The 24,332-nt window shown below is 33.2% G+C and carries 12 protein-coding genes; all 12 read left to right on the top strand.

What is annotated here, in order from left to right; translation table 11 throughout:
* The first annotated feature begins 16 nt into the window (after positions 1 to 16).
* The 12 genes from RTR43_RS20840 (at position 17) to dpdD (ending at position 24,018) form a co-directional block, all read left to right on the top strand.
* Positions 17 to 814 carry a ParB N-terminal domain-containing protein gene (locus tag RTR43_RS20840; RefSeq protein WP_312474727.1) on the top strand — a complete coding sequence of 266 codons (798 nt, stop codon included), beginning with the start codon at positions 17 to 19 and terminating at the stop codon, positions 812 to 814.
* 115 nt (positions 815 to 929) lie between these two features.
* Entirely contained in the window at positions 930 to 1,823 is an 894-nt protein-coding gene (locus tag RTR43_RS20835; RefSeq protein ID WP_312474722.1) for a queuine tRNA-ribosyltransferase, read from the top strand.
* Positions 1,823 to 2,566 (top strand): hypothetical protein, encoded by a 744-nt coding sequence (locus RTR43_RS20830; RefSeq protein WP_312474719.1) that lies wholly within the window; start codon positions 1,823 to 1,825, stop codon positions 2,564 to 2,566. Before RTR43_RS20835 ends, RTR43_RS20830 begins: the two co-directional genes overlap by 1 nt.
* On the top strand, positions 2,563 to 5,298 hold the full coding sequence (locus RTR43_RS20825) for a hypothetical protein (protein ID WP_312474716.1): 2,736 nt from the start codon (positions 2,563 to 2,565) through the stop codon (positions 5,296 to 5,298). Before RTR43_RS20830 ends, RTR43_RS20825 begins: the two co-directional genes overlap by 4 nt.
* Positions 5,299 to 6,161: 863 nt before the next feature.
* Complete coding sequence (locus RTR43_RS20820) at positions 6,162 to 9,476, top strand: SNF2-related protein (RefSeq protein ID WP_312474714.1); 3,315 nt, start codon at positions 6,162 to 6,164, stop codon at positions 9,474 to 9,476.
* 2 nt (positions 9,477 to 9,478) lie between these two features.
* Entirely contained in the window at positions 9,479 to 12,043 is a 2,565-nt protein-coding gene (gene dpdF / locus RTR43_RS20815) for a protein DpdF (RefSeq protein WP_312474711.1), read from the top strand.
* A 20-nt stretch (positions 12,044 to 12,063) separates the two neighbouring features.
* Complete coding sequence (locus tag RTR43_RS20810; RefSeq protein ID WP_312474707.1) at positions 12,064 to 12,903, top strand: hypothetical protein; 840 nt, start codon at positions 12,064 to 12,066, stop codon at positions 12,901 to 12,903.
* 5 nt (positions 12,904 to 12,908) lie between these two features.
* Positions 12,909 to 16,067 (top strand): hypothetical protein, encoded by a 3,159-nt coding sequence (locus tag RTR43_RS20805; RefSeq protein ID WP_312474705.1) that lies wholly within the window; start codon positions 12,909 to 12,911, stop codon positions 16,065 to 16,067.
* Positions 16,054 to 16,710, top strand: coding sequence for a hypothetical protein (locus RTR43_RS20800; protein ID WP_312474702.1), 657 nt, complete (start codon positions 16,054 to 16,056; stop codon positions 16,708 to 16,710). The genes RTR43_RS20805 and RTR43_RS20800 overlap by 14 nt, the downstream gene beginning before the upstream one ends.
* A 27-nt stretch (positions 16,711 to 16,737) precedes the next feature.
* Positions 16,738 to 21,243 (top strand): protein DpdJ, encoded by a 4,506-nt coding sequence (gene dpdJ / locus RTR43_RS20795; protein ID WP_312474698.1) that lies wholly within the window; start codon positions 16,738 to 16,740, stop codon positions 21,241 to 21,243.
* Entirely contained in the window at positions 21,236 to 21,739 is a 504-nt protein-coding gene (gene dpdK, locus RTR43_RS20790; RefSeq protein WP_312474695.1) for a phospholipase D-like domain-containing protein DpdK, read from the top strand. Before dpdJ ends, dpdK begins: the two co-directional genes overlap by 8 nt.
* Complete coding sequence (gene dpdD, locus RTR43_RS20785; RefSeq protein ID WP_312474692.1) at positions 21,736 to 24,018, top strand: protein DpdD; 2,283 nt, start codon at positions 21,736 to 21,738, stop codon at positions 24,016 to 24,018. Before dpdK ends, dpdD begins: the two co-directional genes overlap by 4 nt.
* Positions 24,019 to 24,332 lie beyond the last annotated feature (314 nt).

Below are 24,332 nucleotides of genomic sequence, written 5' to 3'. Positions count from 1 at the left end.
TCAAAGGAGCAATAATATGAATAGCATTAAGATAGGCCATGCCAAAAAGTTAAGTAGAAAAAAAACTGAATTGTATTTAAGTACTGCTACGCTAAGAGAAATGAAAAGTTGGAATTTGAAAATTTCTGCGCACCAATCAATTAATGAATTGATTCAAATTCATACTGATGATATCACAGTGATAAAAGAAGAAAATAATATATATAATATTTCTATTAAAGATGGCTATCTAATGACAGTCCTACCAAAATCAGAATTAGATGATGAGTTTCCAGTGTTAATTTCAAATAGTTCCCCAGTAATAATAGTTATTAATACTTTACTGGAAGTTGATCTATTTAAAAATTTCATTGAAATTAAAAGTGCCAAAATTAGCAATAACTCAACAAAAATAATGAATCTTAAAACGTTAGAAACGATAGTATCATTAGTTTTTGGTTATTACACCTTAGAAGAAACTGAAAACATAATAGAGGATTTTATGGAATACATAGAAAAAGTACTAAACAGTTATGAATTTTATAAAGTATATAGTGTTAAAGAAATCCAAGAACTTAAAAGAGCATCCATTTGTAATTCTTCCATATCTTGGTATTTAATTTTTAAATTTTTTGTAGAAAATCACCAAAAGAATGTTTATAAATATCAAGATATTCCTAAACTAGAACTGGATGTTTGTGTGAATAATTGGAGAGGTGACTTTTTTGATAAAAAAAATCCAATTTGGGACGAAGTGTTCAAAACTAGCAGGAGGTTTTATCCAACGAAGGAGAATTTAGAGAAAGTATATGAAAAATGGCAATTATATTTATAAAGTCTCTAATATCAAGAGGCTTTTTATTTTTATAACTTTACTTAAAGTGAAGAAAAATGCTATAATTTAAATAAATATCACGTATAATCACGTATAATTTAAAAGGGAGGCTATAATGGATTTTTATATAAGTTGGTCACATAGTGATGCAATATTTTGCGACTATTATGAAGAGTGTTGCATGTTAATATCGGCAATACCAGACAATAAGTATGGAGTAAAAAAATTCCAAAGAAAACCAAAGAAATTAATTATTGATTCAGGTGCGCTTTTCTACTCTAAAAATCCTGAAAAATTTAAGCTGAGGGATATATTAGACATACAGAAATTCATCATTGATTCCGCTCCACGAGATATTCCTATAAAACTTGTCCACCTAGATGAGCCACTCCTCAACAAAAATACACTTTCAGAAAAGTTTTGTTCCGTTGAAAAGACATTATTCAATGCATATGAATATGTAGATTTAATTAGTAAAAGTAATCTCCCTGAAAATGTAGAATTAATGGGGGTAATTCAAGGATTTGATATTCCGAGTACAATCTATTGTATTCATGAATTAAGAAAATTGGGATTCAATAGTTTTGGATTAGGTTCTATGTTAGCACGTAGTCCATTAGAGCAAATTCATTATATGAAGTCAGTTACTGAAATAGTGGGTTCTCATAAATTACATATTTTTGGTGTAACTGGAATTCAACAAATTAAAGAAATGGCAAAGCTTAAAATTGCCTCTTTCGATTCAAGTAGACCAACAATGGTAGCAGCATTTCACCAAATATTTTATAGTAATCCCTTCCGGACATATCTTATTTCTGATTCAAATGTAAAGAAGGTACAAGAACGAATTATTAAACCTTTAGAATGTTCTTGTCCTATTTGCAAAATAAAACCCGAAGATATCATAAACATATCACATCGTCATTTTATGAAGTTAAGATCTATTCATAATTATTACCATTTATCAAAGACGATTGATGAAATCAAATGTAATGAAGGAGTGGTATAGTGTCTTTATTTCAAATTTGTTATGGTCCTGAAATTGGTGCAATCCTTCAATCCATTCAAAAGTATCCTGGTATTTCCAAGGTAGAGTTAGTAACTAAATATCAGTATCAACCTCAAGGGGATATTTCTTCTTTAGTGGATGCTGCCTTGAATTTTCTACTGAATCTAAAATATATTCAAATAGATAACTTGAAGAATATTTGGCCGATGCACAAAGATAGGATTAAGGAGATACATTACCTTTCGCGAATCAAAGAAATTGCTGATGAAACAAATAATCCAACAGATCCAAATTATATTTTTTCAACAATGTATTACCAATTGTTTGTAGTACCAAATCAACTTTATATTAAAGATTTATACTATGAGGCTAATCTCATATTTGAGAATTTAGCAATTAGTCAAGAAAAAGTGAATGCTTGGAAAAGAATGATGGAGTACTTTGGATTAGGTTATCGGGTATATGGGGGTTTTTATGCTCTACCGCATTCAAAATTAATGAAGAGTATCGTTCAAGAAAGTGGAACTTGGGAAGGTCCGTTACAAATCTTCTTTGAAAAGAAGATAAATTCTTTTATACCTTGTATATATAATGGAACGGTATTTCATGGAATCTTATATTCAATCTTCAATCTTAACGGAGTAAATATTGCTGAATTAACAAAAAAACAAGATTTACCGTACTTATCCTATGGAGAAAAGAAACAATGGAACTGGGTAAAATTAGGAGGTGAATCTACTTGATTCCTTGTATTTCAACAAAAAGCGTAAACTATTTATATGGCACTGCTGATGAAAGATACAGTTATTCAAAAGACTTCTTTAGAAAGACTCATTTTCCTCAGACACTGAATCGGTATTATAGGAATAAGCTCACCGAAAGTGTTTCAGAAAATGATTTACTTGAAGAAATAGAAGAGCACCATACCTTTGGAAATCGTATTTTCGTTATTTTTGGGTCAACTGGATCTGGGAAATCGGAACTGCTCTGCTGGATAAGAGATCAATGGAGTCTTTCAAATAATCCTAGGCCAATTATAAGGATTTCAAGAAATGAACTAAATCCACAAGTTTTAGTTAAAAAATGTTATGAATCGATAGGACTTGAATTAGGAGATTTAATTATTGATGAGTATAAATGGGATTTATTACTTAGTAAGCCTATTACAATTATCAATCAAATGGTATGGTCAACAATGTCGGAACTATTTGAAAGTGACGATGATATTGTACCAGCCACATTGTTACTTAGGCCTGTAATAGAAAAAAATATTTTAGAATTTACAAAGCAAATTCTAAAAGGGAAAATTAGTAAGCCACTGGAGATAATCACAAAGGAAGAATTTGAATTACTTCTCAATAGCACAACAATTAAAATTGACATCCATTATAATAAGTTTCGGGATTCGCTACTTAAGAAGTTAGATCAATATCTTTTTCAAGGTACGGATATGAAAACTATCTTTAAACAATTAACCAAATTATTATTAGAGCTAAAAATACGGCCTGTACTGCTTATAGATGATTTAGTACAATCAATAAATTTATATGCTGCAGATCTACTTGATTATTTTCTTACATTAGAAGAAGGAAACTGGGATGTGGTAATTGGTTTGACTCCTGGTGTAGAACAGGGGGAAGATTTTACTTTAGAATTAAAGAATAGAATAAAGAATTTAGATACAATTGATGATCGGGTAAAAAAACTTTGGCTTTCGGACGAGTCTGGATCCAATTTCTTTACGTTGGAAAAAAAGCAAGCCCAACAATACTTGTTGAACTATATATTAGCCTTAAAAGAAGCAAATGGTTATACATGTACTGGGAAATGCCCACATGCAAATTCATGTAAAAGGTTATTTATTGATTCAGATACTGATTTAAACATCTTACCTTTTAATATCCCTCTCATTAACAGAATATTTGATGGAATTCCAAATGGTAAGGGCACACTCAGATATTTGATTCTTCACTCAAGGGAAATATTACAATTTTTGATTAAGGGTGAGTCAAAAGCTGCAAAAAAAATCATAAACTTATTAAATAGAGAGGTTTTTGTTGAACATGAAGATAAAACGATTAAACTTTTATCTGAAATGTACTCATCCCCAAATGACAAAGAGTATACTATTGCATATTCCTTTTTAAAACACTTTAAATTTGATTGTCCTGATATTACCGTTAGTGTGAGAAAGCTTGGATCGTATAATAAGGAAGAAATAAACGAAGATATTTCTGAAGCGAGAAATGTGGTTAATCCTCACATACGGGACTGGATTGAAGGACATAAAGTAAAAGACCAGCTCTTGGAACCCCTTAGGTCTGGTGTAGCAACCATTATTCACGAAATTGTTAAAGGATCATCTATCGTAAGAGAAAATACTTCAAGAGCTATTAAGTCAAGCGCTGTGATTCAAAGATGTGAAATAGTAAATAGATATAAATACCCTATATCATTTAAAGAAAATAACAAAATGCAGATTGTGATTGATAAAAATATAAATCTTCTACAAATTTCGAATTTCCAACAATTGAAAATGCAAGATAGAGGAGATATGTTTGCAAAAATTTCTAATGACATAAATGTATCGGAATGGATATTCCAAACAGAGAGACTAAAAAGGCAATGGGTGTCAGAACTAGAAAAATATTTAGGCTATCCGATTGAAGATTTTGCATATTATTTTAAAAACCTAATGTCAAAAATACACAGAATCGGACAAAGTGATTGGACATCTTCGATTGTTAATCCGATACAAAAAGAGTGGCTGGAAATTGCTGAGGAATTTTTTCTTGATTGGTTTGCCTTAAGGGACAATATCGTGGATTATAACAAAATAGATAACATGATTGAAGACAAGAATTTTGACCAGAAATTTCTATCGTTTACCCCTTCGAAGGCATTGAATAAATTCCAAATTAAGAACTACCCACTGGGGAACTTTATTGTTGACCTGCAAAAAGCTGTTAAAAATTACTTGGATTCTATAAAACCCTTAGTTATTGATAAGGCAAACGAAATTATATCCCTAAAAAGATTTACTCGATTAATCCCTGGGGACCTTGTTCAAAAAATAGAACCAATAAACAATATCTTACAAAAAGAAAACCTTATACTTGATGATATCAAGTATATAGATGATATTGTTAATTTCCTTTCTAAGGAAGAAAATCGAAATGTGATCACACAATTTCAGAACGAGCAAAGCTATTTAAATAATATCAATAAGTTCTTTCCATTAATCGAAGATGATGAAGTTGTTAGAATGGATATTGTTAATCTAACGAAGATGGATGAATACTTGAGAGATAAATTGAAATTACGAGGCCAAGTAAGAAAATATATTATAAAGCTTTTGGAAAATGGCGAAACACAGCTTCCAAGGAAACAATGGAAAGGCATTCTGCGGGATATAGAAGCGGTGAATCCAGAATTTTTTGATCATATTCATTTGAATGTTTATATAAGGAAATAGTAAAGAAAGCTAGTTAAGGACTGGCTTTCTTATTTTTTTTCATAAAATTCTTTGATTAAACGTGTAAGTCGAGTAGACGGGATTGAGGCACTCTTCAATCTTTGAGCCTTTTAAGAAGCACTAAGTATACTATATATAGGACAATAAGGTACATACAGCCATGCGAAAGTGACAACTCTGCCATATTTCAGTGACACTTCGGACAAAAAATAGTGACATGTCTGCCATGATGAGAGCCCCCCTATGATATGTTAACGGACTATACCTGTTCTTTACATGGAGAGGAGGGCATGATAGCCTTGTTGACTAAGCACTAAGCTAGCCCCATGAATGCTGGCTTCCTGGATGGGAATCCATGCCCGCAGAGGCTCCATGTAAAGTAACAATCTGGTACCACTGTATAATTGCAGAACCATTTTTATTGGTGGCTGTCCCGCTAGACTAGTGGCTCTCAACTTTGGCATAAGTGGCACTAAGTCATAGCAATATTCAATAAGGGTTTTCCTCGAGTTTTGGCCATAGATTAATATAAAGGAACCTCTGAGAAATGAAGTACCAATAATAAAAATAGCGTTTACACTGAAATGTCAACTATAAAACTCCTATCCAGAATTATTGACATAGAGGTTATTCAATATTTGAAAAGGTACTTACCATACAAATTATAACAAATGTTGCTATGAACTTACAATTTTTTAACAAAATAATTATATAATAATAGGAAGTCGAAGTATAATAGAAAGTATGATTAGATATTTATTAAAATTTTATTTTAGCTTTCCAAATTTCATTATATTAATGCTTTATTAATATGATTTCAGAATTAATATTCAAAACTATTCTTCTAATTAGGTGGGAAGTAAATGAATAATTTTAATTTAAAAAAAGGTATGTACGTTCGTTGCCCTATTGATAATGAGTATCCAGAATTACCGCGTAGATTTGCATTAGGGCAAGTAATTGAAATTAACCAGTTACTTGATGAGGTAAAGGTTAAATTTCACGAAATAAATCCACAACTAAAGATAACAACTCTATATGATATAAGTGACATACAAGTATTCCAAACTAATAGAGTGGAACATTGCGAAGTTTACCAAAATACTGAAGTTAAAATTAATTCAAAAAAAAAGGGAACAATTATTAGTAAAGCAAACTCAAATGAAAATGAATATTACCAATATTATGTGAAATTTATGGAAAATGGAGTGAGCTATATTGAAATGTTTGGAGAGCAACAACTTTTAGCGCCGTTTTCTGCAAGTGATAGTAATCCAATACACCAAATAGAAAATTATGAGTTTCATAATCCGATTTGGCACCATAATCGTCAGGTCGTCACAGGAGCATTGCATACGTTAACTAATGCTACTTTTGGTTTTGAAACATTGGTGGGTTCACGTGTGTTTTTGTTGCCACACCAGGTTGATACAATTGTTAGAGCCATTGCAGAGAACCCTTGTCGGTTTATGTTAGCTGATGAAGTAGGCCTTGGGAAAACCATACAAGCATTTGTAATTAAAAAAGGCTTAGAGCACCGACTTGGAAACATGAAAGTAATAATAATCGCACCAGAATCTCTAGTTTATCAATGGAAGAATGAACTTTATTATAAATTTTGGGAGGAAATTCCTGTATGGGATGAAGGAGATTTGAACCCTCCAGATCAAATAATATTTCCATTAGAAAAGGTTAATACACCTGAAGGGATACGTATTCTTCGTTCAAATTGGGATATGTGTATCATAGACGAAACACATCGGTTGTTGAACTTAACCTTTGAATATAACATCATTCAAAAGTTGAGCAAACGCGTGCAACATTTGTTATTGTTAAGTGCTACACCAATACAATCGCGTAGAACCGAGTATTTAAACCTATTAAGGTTGTTGGAACCTGAAAAGTATTCAAAAATAGACGAAATAGAGTTTAGTGCCTTAATAGAAAAGCAAGCATATTTAAGTGGGAAGATTCATGGATTAGTTCGTGACTTGGCGGACTATCATGATGATAAAGAATTTTTTGTTGAAGAATTAGAAGATGTTGCTAACCATTTAAATGACCCAATTTTAGATGATCTAATAAAAAATATTGACTCTACCAATGATGATGAGGGATTAGCTGATGTGCGTCTGGTGTTAGCATATATAGCAGAGCACTATCAAATAGAACGCAAGATTATTAGACATAGACGTAAAGAGTTAGGTGAAAAAATAGCAAAACGTAAATCAGAATTAGTAAGTTACGAAATGAAAGGTTCAGATGAATTGTTCCATGAATATGAAACTTATGAGATGCTATTAGATTATTTAAGTAAATTTAGTGCTGATAATGTGAACTATAAAAAATTGCTGCTTTCAGCAATTTTTAGTTCCCCCTTTGCTTTAATGTCTGTTCTTAATAATAGAAAACAAATTATAACGGGATATGTGAGTGAAACAGCCACACCTGTAAAAACCCGAAACGGTATTACAATAATTGAGACTACAAAAGTAATCAAGAATGAAGAGAAGTTACTAAATGAATTAGCTAATACTGTTTCACAATGGAAAAGTGCTAATTCACTTGAATTAACCAGATTTGAGGAACTTTATGATGAACCTGATAAAATAAAAGGACGGTTAATGAAAGTAATTGATTATGTTTCTGAGTCATTGAGTAATAAAACTGTAATTTTTACTTCCTGGAAAGAAACCTTAACTGAAGTGAAAACGGTATTATCTAAAAAATTTGGTGCAAATGCAGTACGTGCTTTCCATATTGGAATGCGTGATAAGGAACTTCAGCAGTCCGTTGACGATTTTCAAAAAGACCCTACTTGTAAGTTTATGATATGTGATGAACTCGGAGGAGAAGGGCGGAATTTCCAAATGGCTGATGAGGTAATTCATATTGATTTACCGTGGTCACCTTCGATGTTGGAACAACGAATTGGTCGTCTAGACAGAATTGGTAGGGAAAAAGAAGTAGTATCAATTGTATTTGTATCTGAAGAAACAGTAGAAACTGATTTGTATCGCCTTTGGAATGAGGGACTCAACATTTTTACTGAATCATTGAGCGGACTAGAAATTGCACTCGGAGATATTAATGAACAGATAGATCAGGCATTAACAACAGATATTCGTCATGGGTTATCTAATGTTCTAGAAACCATGCAAACTTCTTTGGAAGCTATGCGTAAAAGAGTTGATGTTGAACGTTATTATGATATGGCACGCCAACTTGATGAAAATGTTCAAGATCAACTAACTAATTTAATTAACAAATTTGATGGAAATAATGGCGAAATACTTGCCAATACAATGATGTCGTGGGCTCATCTTGCTGGGTTAAATGGAAAAAGCGGAGAACAAGGACAGGTAACAATATTTAGGCCAGAAGGTGTGAGTTTAAAATCCATGAGAAATACATTACTGATTCCACCTTTCAATATGCAGGAAGCACATAAACGATCTAAACGAACAGGTGAGATTCGAGGATCCTTTAATCGTAGAAAAGCGGTAGAGCGCGAAGATCTTATCTTTTTTTCCCCAGGAGAGCCTTTTTTCGATTCAATTGTTAACAATGCTAGTACATCAGACCTAGGTAGATGTTGTGCATATTATCGAAAAAATACAGGTGTAAATTGGAAAGGATTCATATTAACTTGGTCCGTTACAATAGACCCTAGTGAATTATTATCGAACAACCATGAAATAGAAAATCTTGTATTGGCACAAGGTTATGTTCCACTTGAACAGTATCAATCAATACAAGGTTACGATGAATTGGATCAGTCGATGGATGAAGAAAAAATTAGAAATATTCTTTTTTCTTACAATAGTAGTAGTAATAGAGGCGAGCACTTAGGAAAAAGAAGCAACCAAAGAATTATGCAATTTAAGGAACAATTTCCTCAGGATGAATGGATTTCAAATGTAAAGCGTGCATATGAAAAAAGTTACCAAGATGTACAACAAAGGCTATCAAAAATGATTAATGTAAAACAAGCTGAAATTGATTTTCAACGACGATTAGATGGTAGAAGAGCCGCGAATATCTTTTTTAATAAAACAGATATTAATGACGTGGAAGAAATTACAATACTATCAAATATCTACGACTCTTTATTTAAAGGTCTAGTGAGTCCCAAAATAACTTTAGAGTCTGTAGCTTTCGGATGGTTGGTGGATTAACCATGAAAAATGCTTTTCAAATAACTAGTGAAATGTTATTGAAAAAAATAACTCCCTTAGAGGGATACAATTCAATTCTGGAATTGCTGAAAAATAAGATGGACCCAAAAGAAACTTCAAGGACTTTTAGTAATCTAAGGTTATCTCGTTGCTTATTATCTTTTGAAAATAAAGATTTGTTGGGTACATGGCGTGATGCAGCAGGACATTTACGTCAAATTATTTTGATGTATCATGAGGGTTTTCTTTTGCATGAAGATTATCTGGAAAAGTTTTTGGATTTAAAAGAAGATTTTGGATTTAGTATAGATTATGCTGGTGAAATAAACTGCAAATATTCATTTCCCGTTTGGTTAAAACATGCAAATCAAATTTCGAATGTATACGATCTGGTGAAAAGACGTAAAACAGAACGACGATTGGGTGATGGATTACTTCTTCAGACAACAGGATATGCTGAGTATGCATCTAAAGAACAAAAATCTTTGGTACGAGTCAGTATGACTATGCAACCTGGTGAAACTCTCCTTGCATGCCTACCTACTGGCGGTGGAAAAAGCCTAATAGGACAACTTCCTTCCTTTTTTGAGACAAAAGGAGGACGTATTCATGGTGCTGTACTTAGTGCAGGTACAACCATTGTTGTTGTACCTACAGTAGCACTTGCAATTGACCAAAATCGCGCATCTAGAGAATACTTTAGAGATGCTCGTGGAGAGGAACACCGACCGCAGGCTTATTTCGGAGGTATTTCTGAAGAAAAGAAAAATATTATCTTTGAGGGAGTTAGAAATGGGACAATTCCTCTTCTATATACCTCTCCTGAGGCAATAATTAATGGTGCTCTTTTTCCGATTATTCTTAATGCTGCAAAGGAAAATCGTATTAAGCGGCTAGTTATTGATGAAGCACATATTGTAGTAGATTGGGGAAGTGCATTTAGAACTGACTTTCAATTATTGTCCGTCTTCCGAAAAAAGATTTTGGAGGCTAGTAATGGACAACTTAAAACAATTTTACTCTCTGCTACAATTACTGATGCGGCAACACAAACTCTAAAAAAATTATTTTCTGAAGACAATAAATTAATAGAGTTCCGGAGCGATGCCTTACGTTACGAACCTATATTTTTTTTAGATCGACCCACAAATCAAGTTGAAAGAAAAAATCGTATTCTTGAGGTCATACCTTTATTGCCAAAGCCTCTTATTTTATATGTTTCTAGTAAAGAAAGTGCTAGAGACTGGGAAAAAGCTATTCGGGAATCAGGATATTCTTCCGTTATTTGCTTTACAGGTGAAACAAATAGTGATGAACGAGAACGCATCCTTGAAAAATGGAATTCTAACTCTCTTGATATGATTGTTGCTACCTCTGCATTTGGTATGGGTGTAGATAAAAGTGATGTCAGGACAGTCATTCATTGTTGTATTCCTGAGAGTATTAACCGATTCTATCAGGAAGTTGGTCGTGGGGGACGAGATGGATATGCGTCTATTAGTTTATTAAGCGCAACAAAAGAAGACGAGCTTGTTCAAATGAATAACAGTGCAGTTTTAACTGTTGATAATATGGTGGAACGATGGGAAAGAATTCGCCGTTCCGCTAAAGAATTTACGGGAGATTCATTCTGGGTAGATACCAACACCCGACCTCATCATTTGCGAAACCAAGAGACCGGTGGGAATAACGCGAGTTGGAATGAAACAACGATACTATTTTTATATCGTTATGGATTACTTGATATCTTGGATATTAGGAAGCTTGAAGTGGATCAGAGGCGTCAATTACTTGTAAAGATGATTGATGTAGATACACTTAGTGATAGAGATTTACTAAACCAAAAGATAGAGCCACTAAGAAAGAATGAGCGAGATCGTTTTACCTATGAATTTTACAAAATGAAGATTATGGTTACAGAGGCAGACCATGAATGCTTTAGCAATTATTTCCAAGAGACGTATCCTTATTCCAACGACACTTGTGGCGGATGTCCAGCGTGTCATGAAAATCATACTGAGCCATTCCAATACCCAACAATAACAGAAGTTACATTAAATACAAGAGGCTCATTGCTCCCAATAGAAGGGGCTTTAAAGCAATATTTAGGTGGTTATAAAGATTTATTTGTTTACACCAATAAGGTGTTATCCTCAGAGTTCATTATTGAAATTATTAATGGGGTTATTAATTCGAGAGTACAAACCGTGATAATTCCTAATTTAATGGGTGTTCCAAGAGAAAAATTTATTAAGAATATGCCAACCGAAACTCCAATTAGTTATTCAATATTAGAGATTGAGGAAATTGAACAAGAGCCAAAGATGTATAGTTTATCTGGACTAGTTGCCATTATTTATCCAGATAATGAAATACTAGGAGATTGGGTATATCGGTGGTCTACAAATTATCAACAACAGAGTGATAATAATAGGGTAATTCACATTGCAAAGAAAAATTTTTTTATAGTCTCCGAGCAAAAACAATTACAAGAACTAATTGATGGATCCCTATGTAACATAGAGCAGTTACTCGTTACTTCCGAAGAGGAAGAGGATTGGTTTTAATATATCAGTAAAGGATGGTAATGTGCATGCCATTTATTCCACGTCTTGCTAACACGATGATGCCTAACAGGGTTTTAGCACTATGTCAACTTGTAGCATATAAGTCCTTATCTAAACAACAGTTATCTGATTTGCTTCAACCCAATCACTTAAATAATAGTAAATCTCAATTTTCAAATGTATTTAGTTTAGCTAAAGAGGGTCGTCTAATTGAAGAGGATCCGGTAACAGACAAAGTAAATCTATTAGTTAATAAAAAGGATGTTGAAACACCAGACTCATTTCGACGACTAGTTTCAAGGTTAGCCTTATCAAAAACGGAGTTAATGTTTTATAGATTTACAAGTTGGTATTTAATGCGTGGGGAAAAGGTTTTTGGAGAATCCAGTAAAAAGCTTACAGATGAGTTTAATAATGAAATGCTATTTGAAAGCGATTCACCGAATAAATTTAATGATACCAACGTTAATGCATGGAAGACATGGGCTTGCTTTCTTGGTTATGGTTTTCAACATGGAGGTATCGTCATTCCAAACACAAAGGTACGATTAGAAGATCTACTCTCAGAAAGTAAAGACCTGCCAAGGGGAAAGTTTATTCCATTTGCTGATTTTATGAATTGGCTTTCTACTACATCGATCGAATTAGATGGTGGAGAATTATTTAATCGTAGTAAGGGTGCTGGAGAATTACCATATCATCAATTATCACTTGGTTTGTCTTCAGGTCTGAGGGCTCTACACGATCATAAAATTATTGAATTACATTACCAATCAGATGCTTTAGATACGTGGTTCCTGACGAAATGCAAAACCCATGAAATTATTATGGAAGTATCGGAAATAAATATTAGGCGGTGATAATATTGAGTAATCCTAATAAAGAACTATATTTAAATAGACTTGCAGAAGTAATTCGTACTGATGCCACGAATATTGATAGGGTTAATTTTCTTGCTACACATACACCATTTAAAAAATTAATACATGTTACAAGTGGAATTAAGGAGACTGGGAAATCCGAAATGGATGAAGAGACATTCTTCCACAAACAGGTATTAAAACGTCGGAACGATCATCAATTTATTATTGTTCAAGGGGATAATGGTACAGGAAAATCCCACTTTATCCGCTGGGTAAAGGAACGTTATGAAAATGAAGTGAACCCAGATGAAGAAGCAGTTCTATTTATCTCTCGTTCTCAGAGTACTTTAAGAGGTGCTTTGGAGCAAATTATTAATTCTGGGGTATTTGAAGAAAGTGATTCAGTTGATAAAATTAAAAAGCTAATATTAGCGAATGAGCACTTAAAAGAAAATGATTTAAAACAAAATATTATACACCAATTTGCGATTGCTGTCCTTGGCGATGAAGAATCAGAAACTATACCAAGTAAGGTGAAGAAAAATTTATATGCATTCCTTGTTGAACCATCTATACAAGAATTCATGTTCAGAAAAATGGGACCAATTGACAGAATAAAAATGAGATTAGCAGCTGAAAGTTCTAATCAACGACTTGACGATATTTCCCCACGCTTTGAGGGAGATGATTTTATCGTGACTGTGGATGTACTTCAAACTTTTAGACAATCAGATGCATCGAGACGTTCTATGCGATTGGCAGAAATGCTTTTTGATAATGAAAATGCAGCACAACTTAGAATGGATCTTGCTAATTATTTAAATCTTTTTTTAGAAACTGTTGTCCAACGTTGTGCCAACCTAAGAGGTTCAGACTTAAAAGATGTTTTTCAACAACTTCGAAAAGAACTAAGAGCAAACAATAAAAACTTAACGTTATTTATTGAGGATATTACTTCATTTACAGGGATTGATCGTGCACTCGTTGAAGTCCTTGTAACAGAGCATAAAGGTACCGATTATAATGAGGAATTTTGTCGACTTCTGTCTTTTGTGGGTATTACAAATGATTATTATAAGACTACGATTCCTGACAATTTAAAAGAGCGGGTAACAAGTCGCGTCTTAATTGACAAAGCCGCCCTATTTGACGGTAACCAAATTTCTGAAATGGCTGCAAGATATATTAACGCTATTTATGTAAAACAAGGTGAACTTGCTAAATGGGTAGAAAACGGAGCAGAAGATGGAATACTTCCGATTTCTTCAGACTACAAAGACTTTGAATGGTCTAACTTTCGTTTGCAAGATAATAGAACGGTGACACTTTTTCCTTTTAACGAAACAGCTTTAGGGAATTTTTATAATGCAATGGAAATTAAAACACCAAGGAGGTTTTTGAAATACGTTTTAACACATTTATTGCAGTTGTACTTTGTAAATGACGAGTTCCCACCTAAGATTACAGAACTAACTAGTGAGTTTGCAAATTTACCTAATTTCAAAGATGTGCTGGCTAAACGCACAATTGAAAATAAAGCCCCACTTCATAGCGAACGACTAACTTCATTCCTTAGGGTATGGGGAAATGGGAATGTCGATACAATTCAAAATAATAATGAAATTATAGTTGGAGGCTTACCAAAAAATGCATTTGATGTCTTTGGTTTACCGTTTATTCCAGATCTAAATCGAGTCATAGAGTCAAAAGGACCTAATACTAATATCACTAATGACGGAAACTCTAATGGTGGTAATCGACCAATAAATCCTGATCCAATAGTGCCGCCAATCCCACAAATAACTACAAATCCTGGCCAAGATGCATTCGACAGGGTTGTTTTAGAATTGGATCAGTGGATAAACGAAACTAGAAAGTTAAAAAGTTATTCACATTTCAGGGATGACATTTACAATGCCTTTATCGAATTTATTGACTGGGAAGCAGAGGATGTGTCGTCTCGTTTAGTGAGCGACAACTTTCAAAGTAGGAAGATTCATATAGAAGATCAAACGGTTACAACACAAGGAAATGAAATCTTTACCATAGAAAAATCTTCTACTACCTACTATGCCTTTTTGTCGATGGCTGCTTGGAGACACCTGGGTAATAAATCATGGAATTTTGAAGGTGCCATTGATTATTTACCTAGTTTTTATAATTGGCTTCATGAAAAAAAAGACAATGTAATCAATTTTATAAAATTTCCAAAAGAAGTTAGTAATCATGAGAAATGGGAGTATTCAAAATGGATACTTACCGCGAGTTATCATTTATCGGTATTGTCTGGAAACCTTAACAGAAGTGACACGTCCTCATTAAAAATCTATGAAGCATTATTCAACCAACCAAACATTCCTGTTGAGGAACATAGGTCTTCTGACTGGGTTTCAATGCAAAAGCGACTTAACAATTCAAAAACTAAGCTATTGGTTCAAACAAATTATGATTTGTTAAAAAGCCATTATAATCGAGTTCAAGGGAAAATCACAGATAAAACAGAGGTTCATTTTATTGATGTTGTGAAAGTTTTAAAAGAAATCAAGCTTCTTAAAAGGCAAAATTGGGATATTGGGAAGATGACATTACCTGATAATACATTATATAGAGAATCAACTCGATATACCTCTTTACAGCTGCTAGAGTTTTTAATAAATTTTCTACCACTTGCTATCAAAGGTGAATGCAATTTAATTCAACAAAGAATAGACCTTATTACGAAATATATTGGTAATGATGATTCAGTTGGTACGTTATTTAGTGAAGTGCGTGACTTGTTGGTTTATTTTAAAAGTATTAATGAAGGTTTCATTAGTGAAGATTTCATAAGTTTACAAAAACGCGAGTTAAATCACGAACAACTTCTTTTCTACTTAAATACATTAAGACAGGTGAATGAATGGGAGAATGAGCAGTTGTTTTTAGGCTTAATCACAATACCTTCTGAACGAGTCGTGGATTATATCAAACTGTTTGAAAATATGGAGCGATTATTAGCTAATAAGTATGTCAGATTTGAAGAAAAACACAAAAAGTTAGTTCAAAAGTTAAAAGAAAGTCAAACTGAACAAGTTATTGAGGACACACTAAACTACTTGAAGAATTTACAAAGTAGTATTGTAGACATCCATAAGGAGGTGTCACCAAATGTTATTGGATAAGGTTAGATCGACTCGTGAGCTAATAGTTCAAGTAAAATTAGTTGATGAGAGAGTAAATAGACTTCTCGATTATCAAGACTTTTACCAAAAACTAGCGGAACAAACAAGTGTCTATATTGAGTTTATTAATTCCATAAATAGTCTTGTGGCAACTCATCCTGATTATTTTATAAAACCTGATATGTCCTCAGTAATCGAAAAAATCAATGATTTACTTGAAACATTTGAGAACAACCCTAAACAAGTTAAAGTAAATTATCTAACCAGAGAGATAAATAAATTTAATCTTGAATGGCAGGAAAAATGGACTAAATTTGCATCTTCAAAAAGCCAAGATGTAATCCGAGGATTGAACTCTATTAAAAAAGTTGCAGGCTCTGATGATAATATAAATTATATTATTCGTGGTTTAGAAAGCCTAAGTGAAAAATGGCCCATCTCTGAAAGTAACCTAAGGCAGTTTACTAAGTACCTTATTAATGCAAAAGAGAAGTTAACTAATCTAAACACAACAACTGACGTCCAAAAATTTCTAGATTTAGTTGCAAATAATAAGGCAACCATAATGGATGTTACACCAGAAGTAATCCAATGGTTAAATGAGAACAACTTTTCAAGCAATTTAAAGATCTCATATAAATAAACTTATAATTTAAGTGAGGCTTCAGTAATGGAACGTACAGATTTAGATATTTTGGCAGAAGAAATACTGTCTCAATTAGAATTGGAAGAAAACAGCTTGTTGTCTTGGGGGATCACAGGGGGATCTTTTGATGCAGTACTCAAAATAGAACAGATTGTTGATTCACCACCAACCCAATTGATAAACGAACTATGGTTTAAATTAAAAGAACAATGTTTTACATCAATTGATATAATCCAAAATCTAGTTGATAGAAAGTTGTTATTTAAAGGGAAAGCGGGATATCGCTCTAGATATGCTGAGACAGTTCGACTTTTATATTTGCTTAAACAACGTTTTAAATTTACGGATTGGTTAAGCGCGCCTAATTTAGTAAGTAATGTAAAAACAAATTTGCAATATCGTAATTACCCAAAGCGTGATCAAAATTGGATCCAAATTAGGGAAATAATAAAAAGTGAACGGTTAGCACCCTTTATTATTTCAGCTCTTGATGTTTTATTAGAACACGGTAAATTACAACTCTCAGGTTTTCAGGTTGAATCCTTATTACATCTGTTAAAAGATAAGAAAATGACAACTGATGTTGGTACGATTATTGGCGCTGGAACTGGATCAGGTAAAACGAAGTCTTTTTATTTGCCTGCATTTGGCGAAATATCCCAGTCAATTAAAGATGACCCACGTACATGGACACGGATGCTAGCCATTTATCCTCGGACTGAATTGCTGAAAGATCAGTATAGTGAAGCGATGGGTGAAGTGTTAAAGTTAAACAATTTATTTGAATCAAATTCAATTCGTCCTATTACTATTGGCTGTTATTACGGAGATACTCCAAACAAAGCAGAAGAAGTACGTTCCCACGAAAGTCGAAAATGGGAAAAGAAACAAGATGGGTACATTTGTCCATCAATAGTTTGTCCAAATTGTGGGTCAGATTTAATCTGGAAAAATTCAGACTTGGAAAAAGCTATAGCAACAAATGCTGATAAATATGAAAAACTCTATTGTACCAAATATGATTGTGATGTCATTATTGACTATCGAAATATAATCTTGACAAGAAGACGGATGGTAAGAAACCAACCGGACATCCTTTTTACTACTACCGAAATGTTGAATCGAAAATTATCGAGTGGATTTGATCAACATATTTTTGGAATTAGAACAGATAAAAAACCACCATTATTTGTTTTGCTAGATGAAGTACATATTTACAATGGTATAAATGGTGCTCATGTCTCTTATGTCTTAAAAAGGTGGAAAGCGCTAGTAAAAAAATATGCGATCTCTTTTACAGGAATCAAGTTCGTTGGATTGTCAGCAACATTACCTAATCCACAGCATTTCTTTTCACAATTGGTAGGAATTCCAGAAAGTAACTGTAGATATATAACTCCAATTTCTGAAGATATGACAGATGAGGGTATCGAATATAATCTTGTATTACGTGGGGACCCGTTTTCTAGTACTGCTTTACTATCAACGTCTGTACAAACAGCTATGTTACTAGGTAGGATGTTGGACCCCGTTAATAATTCAGTGTCAAGGGGGGCATATGGTTCCAAGATTTTCGGTTTCACGGATAAACTTGACGTAATTAATCGGTGGTACCATATCGAAAAGGATGCGGAAGAAAATCATGTTTTAAGTCAATATCGTGATTGGGAAGTTATTAGAGAGGAAGCTCCAAACCTTGAAAAAACAAAAAATCACCAATTTAATGCTGGTCAAATTTGGGAACTAGCAAAAAAAATTGACCCATTAGCTCTACAAAATCCAATGAAAATTGATATTACCTCCTCACAATATAAAGGCGTTGATTCAAAAGCAAAATTTGTAGTGGCAACTAGTACTTTGGAAGTGGGTTATAATGACTCCAGTGTTGGTGCTGTAATTCAACACAAGGCTCCAAGGAATTTAGCTTCCTTCTTACAGCGAAAAGGTCGTGCTGGTCGCAAAAGAGGTATGCGCCCATGGACAATAGTAGTTACATCCTCATATGGTAGGGATCGGTATGTGTATGATTTCCCTGAACAACTATTTAGTCCCATATTACCTGACTTAGCATTACCTGTAAGAAATGTATATATTCAGAGGATTCAAGTTGGGTTTGCACTTATGGATTGGTTCAGTTTTCAATTGAAATTGAATGGACAAACAACACCTATTTGGAATGTACTGTCACCACATTACAAAAATTATCAGACTGAACGACAATTTATTACGAATTTAATCATACATCTTTTAAGTGGTAATGATCAGGAGTTTATTAATTTTATGGAATCTGCTTTACAGTTAGATAGGAACGCTATTAATCGATTGTTATGGACCCCTCCTCGTTCTATTATGTTAGATTTACTTCCTACTTTGTTAAATCATTTATCGATGGATTGGGCAAGGACTGAGGGAATTAATGAACTTTCTACATCACCATTACAAGGGTATGTTCCAAGAAACTTATTTTCATCATTAGAAGTAAATGAGCTAGAATTATTAATTAACAATGATCGAAAACGAGTTCATTATCAAGCTTTACAACAAGGAATAAAGGAGTTTGCTCCCGGGAATGTATCAAAGAGATATGCAAAGGCGGAACGAATAAAAGAGGCACAATGGTTACCAGTATTTCTAGATAAAGATACAATTAATATAAATGATGACATTATCATTGGAACTTTGATTAAACATGTAGGTCAAGTTGATGAAAGGGTTTCAGTTTATTTGCCTCTAAAATATAACTTATCACAAATACCTTATGAGTTAAGTGACAGGACAACAGGAACATTGGAATGGAATGTTGAAATATTACCAAATAATGTAGCAGATAAAGAAGTAGGTTCTAAAATTTCGTTATTGCCCAACTCTGCTTTAACATCGATATTTTCCAGGATAGACTTATTTTCATCCAATGAATTTCAATCGGTAACATTCACTCGTTATGCCACTAATGTCAATGTCGAACTAAAATATAAAAATGGTAATTCTGAACGAAAAATATATAGATTTAATCATAGCTTGCCGCAAACACAGGCTGCAATAGGCTTCCAAGTTGATGCAGATGCTATTGTATTTAAATTGAAGCAAATTGATTTAGAACAAATTAAATTTCGTCCAGAATGGGATACGCTTTTGTCAGAGTTAAGACCCATTTTCTATCTTGATACACTTCAGAACGATACAGTATTATTGAGTCAATTATCTATTTTTGAAGTTGAATGGCTCTGCCAAATATGTTTATCTTCTACAGTTGCTACTTCAATAAGTAAACGGTGTAGTTTAGAAGAGGCCGTTGACAGATACAAGGAACACGTTAAGGAAATTTCTTTACGGGCTCTTAATGTAATTTTTCATTCAACAGCAGTAAAAATAGAGGAGAGCGATAATGGTGAAGAAGCAAAACTATATAAAAGACTATTATCCCATCTAGACAATGATGTGATAATGGAACGCTTTATTTCATGTCTCGAATTGCTTTATACTGATATAACTGAAGAAAAAGAATACTATCCATGGATAAAAAAACGACTTCAAACAACAATTGCATCATGCATTGGACGTTCAATTGAACAACTGTTACCTGACACCAATACAGAAGACCTTAATTTTGATATTTTGGATAATCAAATATGGATTTCAGAAGCAGACTCTGGTGGTATGGGAATTATCTCTAGTATTTCATCAGCAATCAAGAATGAACCTAGGTTGTTTGAGGATTTATTTATTAATGCAATTAATGCATGTCCTAGGAGCAACATTTCAAAAGCATTGACTGCTATTGTAAATCATTTTGATGATTCCGCGTTCTATGAAACAATTACTCTTATTCGTAGGATCACAAATCTAGATGAACAAAAACAACAACTTGAATTACTTCGAAAGCAATTAAGCGAGCACGGAATTACTCCGAAACGCGAATTAATTGTAAGCCTTACAACCAAATTACTCAATAATAATAGCAATAAAATAACTGACGTATTGATGAAGGATTTACAAGAATTGTGGAAGAATGAAGAAAAAAGATTAGGGTGTAAAATTGATATACGCGTATTTACGGTTGCATGTTTACGGTTGGATAACTTTCAAGAACGTATTGATGATATTCTTGAAAATCTATATCCTGGCGGCAAATATGGTGAAAAACAACGTTTATTAATAGTGGAAACCCTGTTGTGGAGTGACTGTAACGATTCTTGTCCTGAATGCTTAAACTTATATAGTCCATATCAGTCTTTTGCAAAGCCTTCACGTCTTCTTCTAAAATCAGTTCTCACGCCAACAAAGGTAATGGTTAATTCACAGGATGATAATTGGACTGACAGGTTAATTAATGTATTAAAAGAAGGAAACCAAGTTTGTGTCATAACTTCATTCGAGAAAATGGAAGAATGTCAACGGAGGTTAATTGACGTTATCCAAAACCCGATTGATTTTGAGTACGAATTTTATTACCCTTATATTTCCGGTGTTCATAGCAGTGGAAGCAATTGGTTATTTGATATTCAGATAAGGGAGGTTACACATGCTTAATCGAACAATTCGTTCTCACAACAGTGCAGTAACATTAAGAGATTGCCTGGTTTCTATTTTTTCTCTTGAGGCCGCATTACCAAGCAAAGAGGTTTATTTGATATCGCCATTTTTGAGTAATTCGCCAATTATCCATAATGCATTAGGACAATATACCGATTTATTTCCACTCGCTGAGGGAAAAATCATTTATCTTTCAGATATACTAAATACATTATCTTGGAAAGGATCTAAAATTCGAGTAATATGTGATCCTGATCGTGTGGAGACCGAAAGATTCATTAGCCTACTAAAAAATGTTGAAATAAAGAAGTTAAACAACAATCATGAAAAAGGTCTAATGACTAACCGTATATATTTGCATGGTTCCATGAATTTTACGTTCCGTGGAATTAATATTAATGGGGAAAATGTTCGAATTACGAGTGATGGATCTGAAGTAAGCCAAGCCTTGATGGCAGCACGTGCCAGATGGGAGGAGGCAGAAAGACAATGATAGAATCATTAAAAACTAAATTTCTTCGCCTCCTATTACAAATAGATGGTTCGAATCCTTTTCAATTATCATTTAGAGAAACAGAGTGGGCGGGACCGAATGACGAACTATTGGAAATGATTAAGAGATTTTATAATGATAAACCATTTGTTCTTCCATTTAGAAATAGAAAAAAAGGTACATTTTGGTTCTTGTTTTCCAATAATGAGTCATTATTGAGAAAATATGTTCAGGAATTAAATAATTTCTTGTTACCATATCATTGTGATTCACTAGAATATGGAAAAAGACAATATTTCACTTCAGAAAAAAAATTATCAGAAATAGGGTATGAATTGTTTCCGGAAGGTTATTTTGGTTATTTTTCCACGATTGAAAATGAAAAGATTATTTGGAAAAACATCCGGACATGGAGAAAGCTAGATGAACGCCGACCAAGTATTTCTTATGACGAGTTAGAAGTAAACGCATTTACGTTACGTAATGGGTTTCATCAAGCGATTGTATTGCAAAATTGGGAAGAAGCGAAAAATTTTCTAAATGAACTCCGCCAAGGAAAATACTTAAATGATGAAAATTACAAGTTTCTGACTATTCAATTTTTAAGCGCTCAGGGTAAATGGGAAAGAATATGGAATTCAGATGATTATGAGATCTTATCTGGATTAGGTAGAGTCCCAAATCAAGTTCATATCACCTTAATCCGGGCATTTTATCAACGTATATTATCTAAATCAGATATACTGGGTAGGTATGACCTATCAATTGAATCATTTAAAGAATTTCGTTATAGACTTGGAACTTTATTACGTTCACAGTTGACCTTGGATGAAGAAAATGTAATTCGTGTATTTGCTTATGAGGCAGCTAATAAAGGTCAAGTAGATAAGTTAATGCGCTATCTAGAAAAAACAGACGATGAAATAACTCGAAACATTATTGAATTCCTGTTACTTTATGTAAAAACAAATACAGATAACCCGCCTGTACCTATTATAGATAAACTAGAACTTGCTAAACAATGTTTTATTAATCGTGAATATGAGGATGCTTTTATTCTTGTTATTGGATGTGAACTTTCAATTGATAAGGTTCGTTTACTTTCAGGAATTGCTATTATGGAAGAGACAGAAGAAACTTGTTCTATTGCTTTAGAACAATTTAAAAACCTTCCAGAACATGAACAACAACAGTTAGTTAAGGACCCTCAAACGAAAGGTTGGATGATATACTTACTTAACCGCCGAGAGGGGAAAAGAGTTTCTGTTAAAGATAATGATGAGATTAAAGAGAAATTAGATTGGAAAAGTTGGTTTTTAGCGGTTTTAAAAGATCCTGATTTCGATTCCCTAGAAGAAGGATTAGCAACGATGGACGTTCAGCAAGGTAATATTAACTGGTCTATAACTTCTCTTAGTAATTTATCAGATATAATAGCAATGATAGGAATAGAATCTCTTTCACCTTTGCAAAAAACTTTGTTACAAACAGCAATGCCAATGTTTATATCAGAACTTTTACAAGATGAAAATTTCCCTAAAGCAAAAGCTGTAGAATTATATGAGTATACGCGTGAAATACTCTTTATTCATGGTAATCGAAACGAAAATAACACAGGCTTCTTATTAAGACTAACAGAAGGTTTATTGTTGTTAGATATGACCAAAGTAAATCAATACTGGAATCAAATCGAAACATGGTTTAATATAATACCAACTGAGCGATTATCAACGTATGTATTAGAAACATTAGAACTTTTTAAAGAATATGGTCTTGCAGACGATATATTACAGCCTGTTTGGACAAATTGGGTTGGTTCCCTGATTGATCGAATGTCTAAACCAACTGTTATACAATCATGGATAGAACTAGGTAGATTTATATCTGCAGATTCTAGTATGCTTGGTGAATTAACTGCAAAGATACCCTCAAAAATAGTAAGTGATCCGTTGAACCTACTACCTTCTATGTCAATCACTATTTACTCATTGCGTGAGAAGCCAGCAAAACGCGCTGCGGAGCGAATTGCAATGAGGAATATTAATGTTAAAGTTAGGGTGTGCACTGATAGTAAATTAACAATTGAAGCAAAGTCCTATGCTCGTAACTCTGATTTAATTATACTAGTTACAGCTTGTATGTCTCATGCTTTAACATTTGGGATTGCACCATTTATAGAAGATAATCTTATATATGCTAGAAGTTCCGGGGAAACAGGGATTATTGAGGCTTTGGAACAGTATTCTCAAGAGCAGTATAAAAACCATGAAACATCTTGATTAAGGAAGTTTATAAATACTCATCAATCCGTTCTTAAAATATGTTTTATCAAAGTTAATAAAATACCTAACCTTGTTTGGTAGTACTACTTATGCCGAATATTAAATTAAACAATGGAATGGAAAAATCTTCTCATAAACAAATGATCATTTCTTTTAAAAATATTTAGAACACATGATTGATTTATGTTATAATGATATAATTAAATAATATTAATTGTTAAATACATGAATATGGTAGAGGTTCTAGCCCCCCTCGTTAAAAAAACTAAGATGAAGCGGTACTTCTATCTTGGGGTGCTGTTTTTTCTATT

Origin of the sequence: Neobacillus sp., assembly GCF_031988165.1 — a bacterium.
In the GTDB taxonomy this organism is placed as follows: domain Bacteria; phylum Bacillota; class Bacilli; order Bacillales; family Cytobacillaceae; genus Neobacillus; species Neobacillus rhizosphaerae.
This window is presented reverse-complemented; position numbering and strand designations above follow the sequence as displayed.

Bases quoted from the DNA above. Each gene is read 5' to 3' on its own strand.
- RTR43_RS20800 (WP_312474702.1), top strand. From the start codon at position 16,054: ATGTTATTGGATAAGGTTAGATCGACTCGTGAGCTAATAGTTCAAGTA.
- RTR43_RS20810 (WP_312474707.1), top strand. From the start codon at position 12,064: ATGTGCATGCCATTTATTCCACGTCTTGCTAACACGATGATGCCTAAC.
- RTR43_RS20840 (WP_312474727.1), top strand. From the start codon at position 17: ATGAATAGCATTAAGATAGGCCATGCCAAAAAGTTAAGTAGAAAAAAA.
- dpdF (WP_312474711.1), top strand. From the start codon at position 9,479: ATGAAAAATGCTTTTCAAATAACTAGTGAAATGTTATTGAAAAAAATA.
- dpdJ (WP_312474698.1), top strand. From the start codon at position 16,738: ATGGAACGTACAGATTTAGATATTTTGGCAGAAGAAATACTGTCTCAA.
- RTR43_RS20835 (WP_312474722.1), top strand. From the start codon at position 930: ATGGATTTTTATATAAGTTGGTCACATAGTGATGCAATATTTTGCGAC.
- dpdK (WP_312474695.1), top strand. From the start codon at position 21,236: ATGCTTAATCGAACAATTCGTTCTCACAACAGTGCAGTAACATTAAGA.
- RTR43_RS20820 (WP_312474714.1), top strand. From the start codon at position 6,162: ATGAATAATTTTAATTTAAAAAAAGGTATGTACGTTCGTTGCCCTATT.
- dpdD (WP_312474692.1), top strand. From the start codon at position 21,736: ATGATAGAATCATTAAAAACTAAATTTCTTCGCCTCCTATTACAAATA.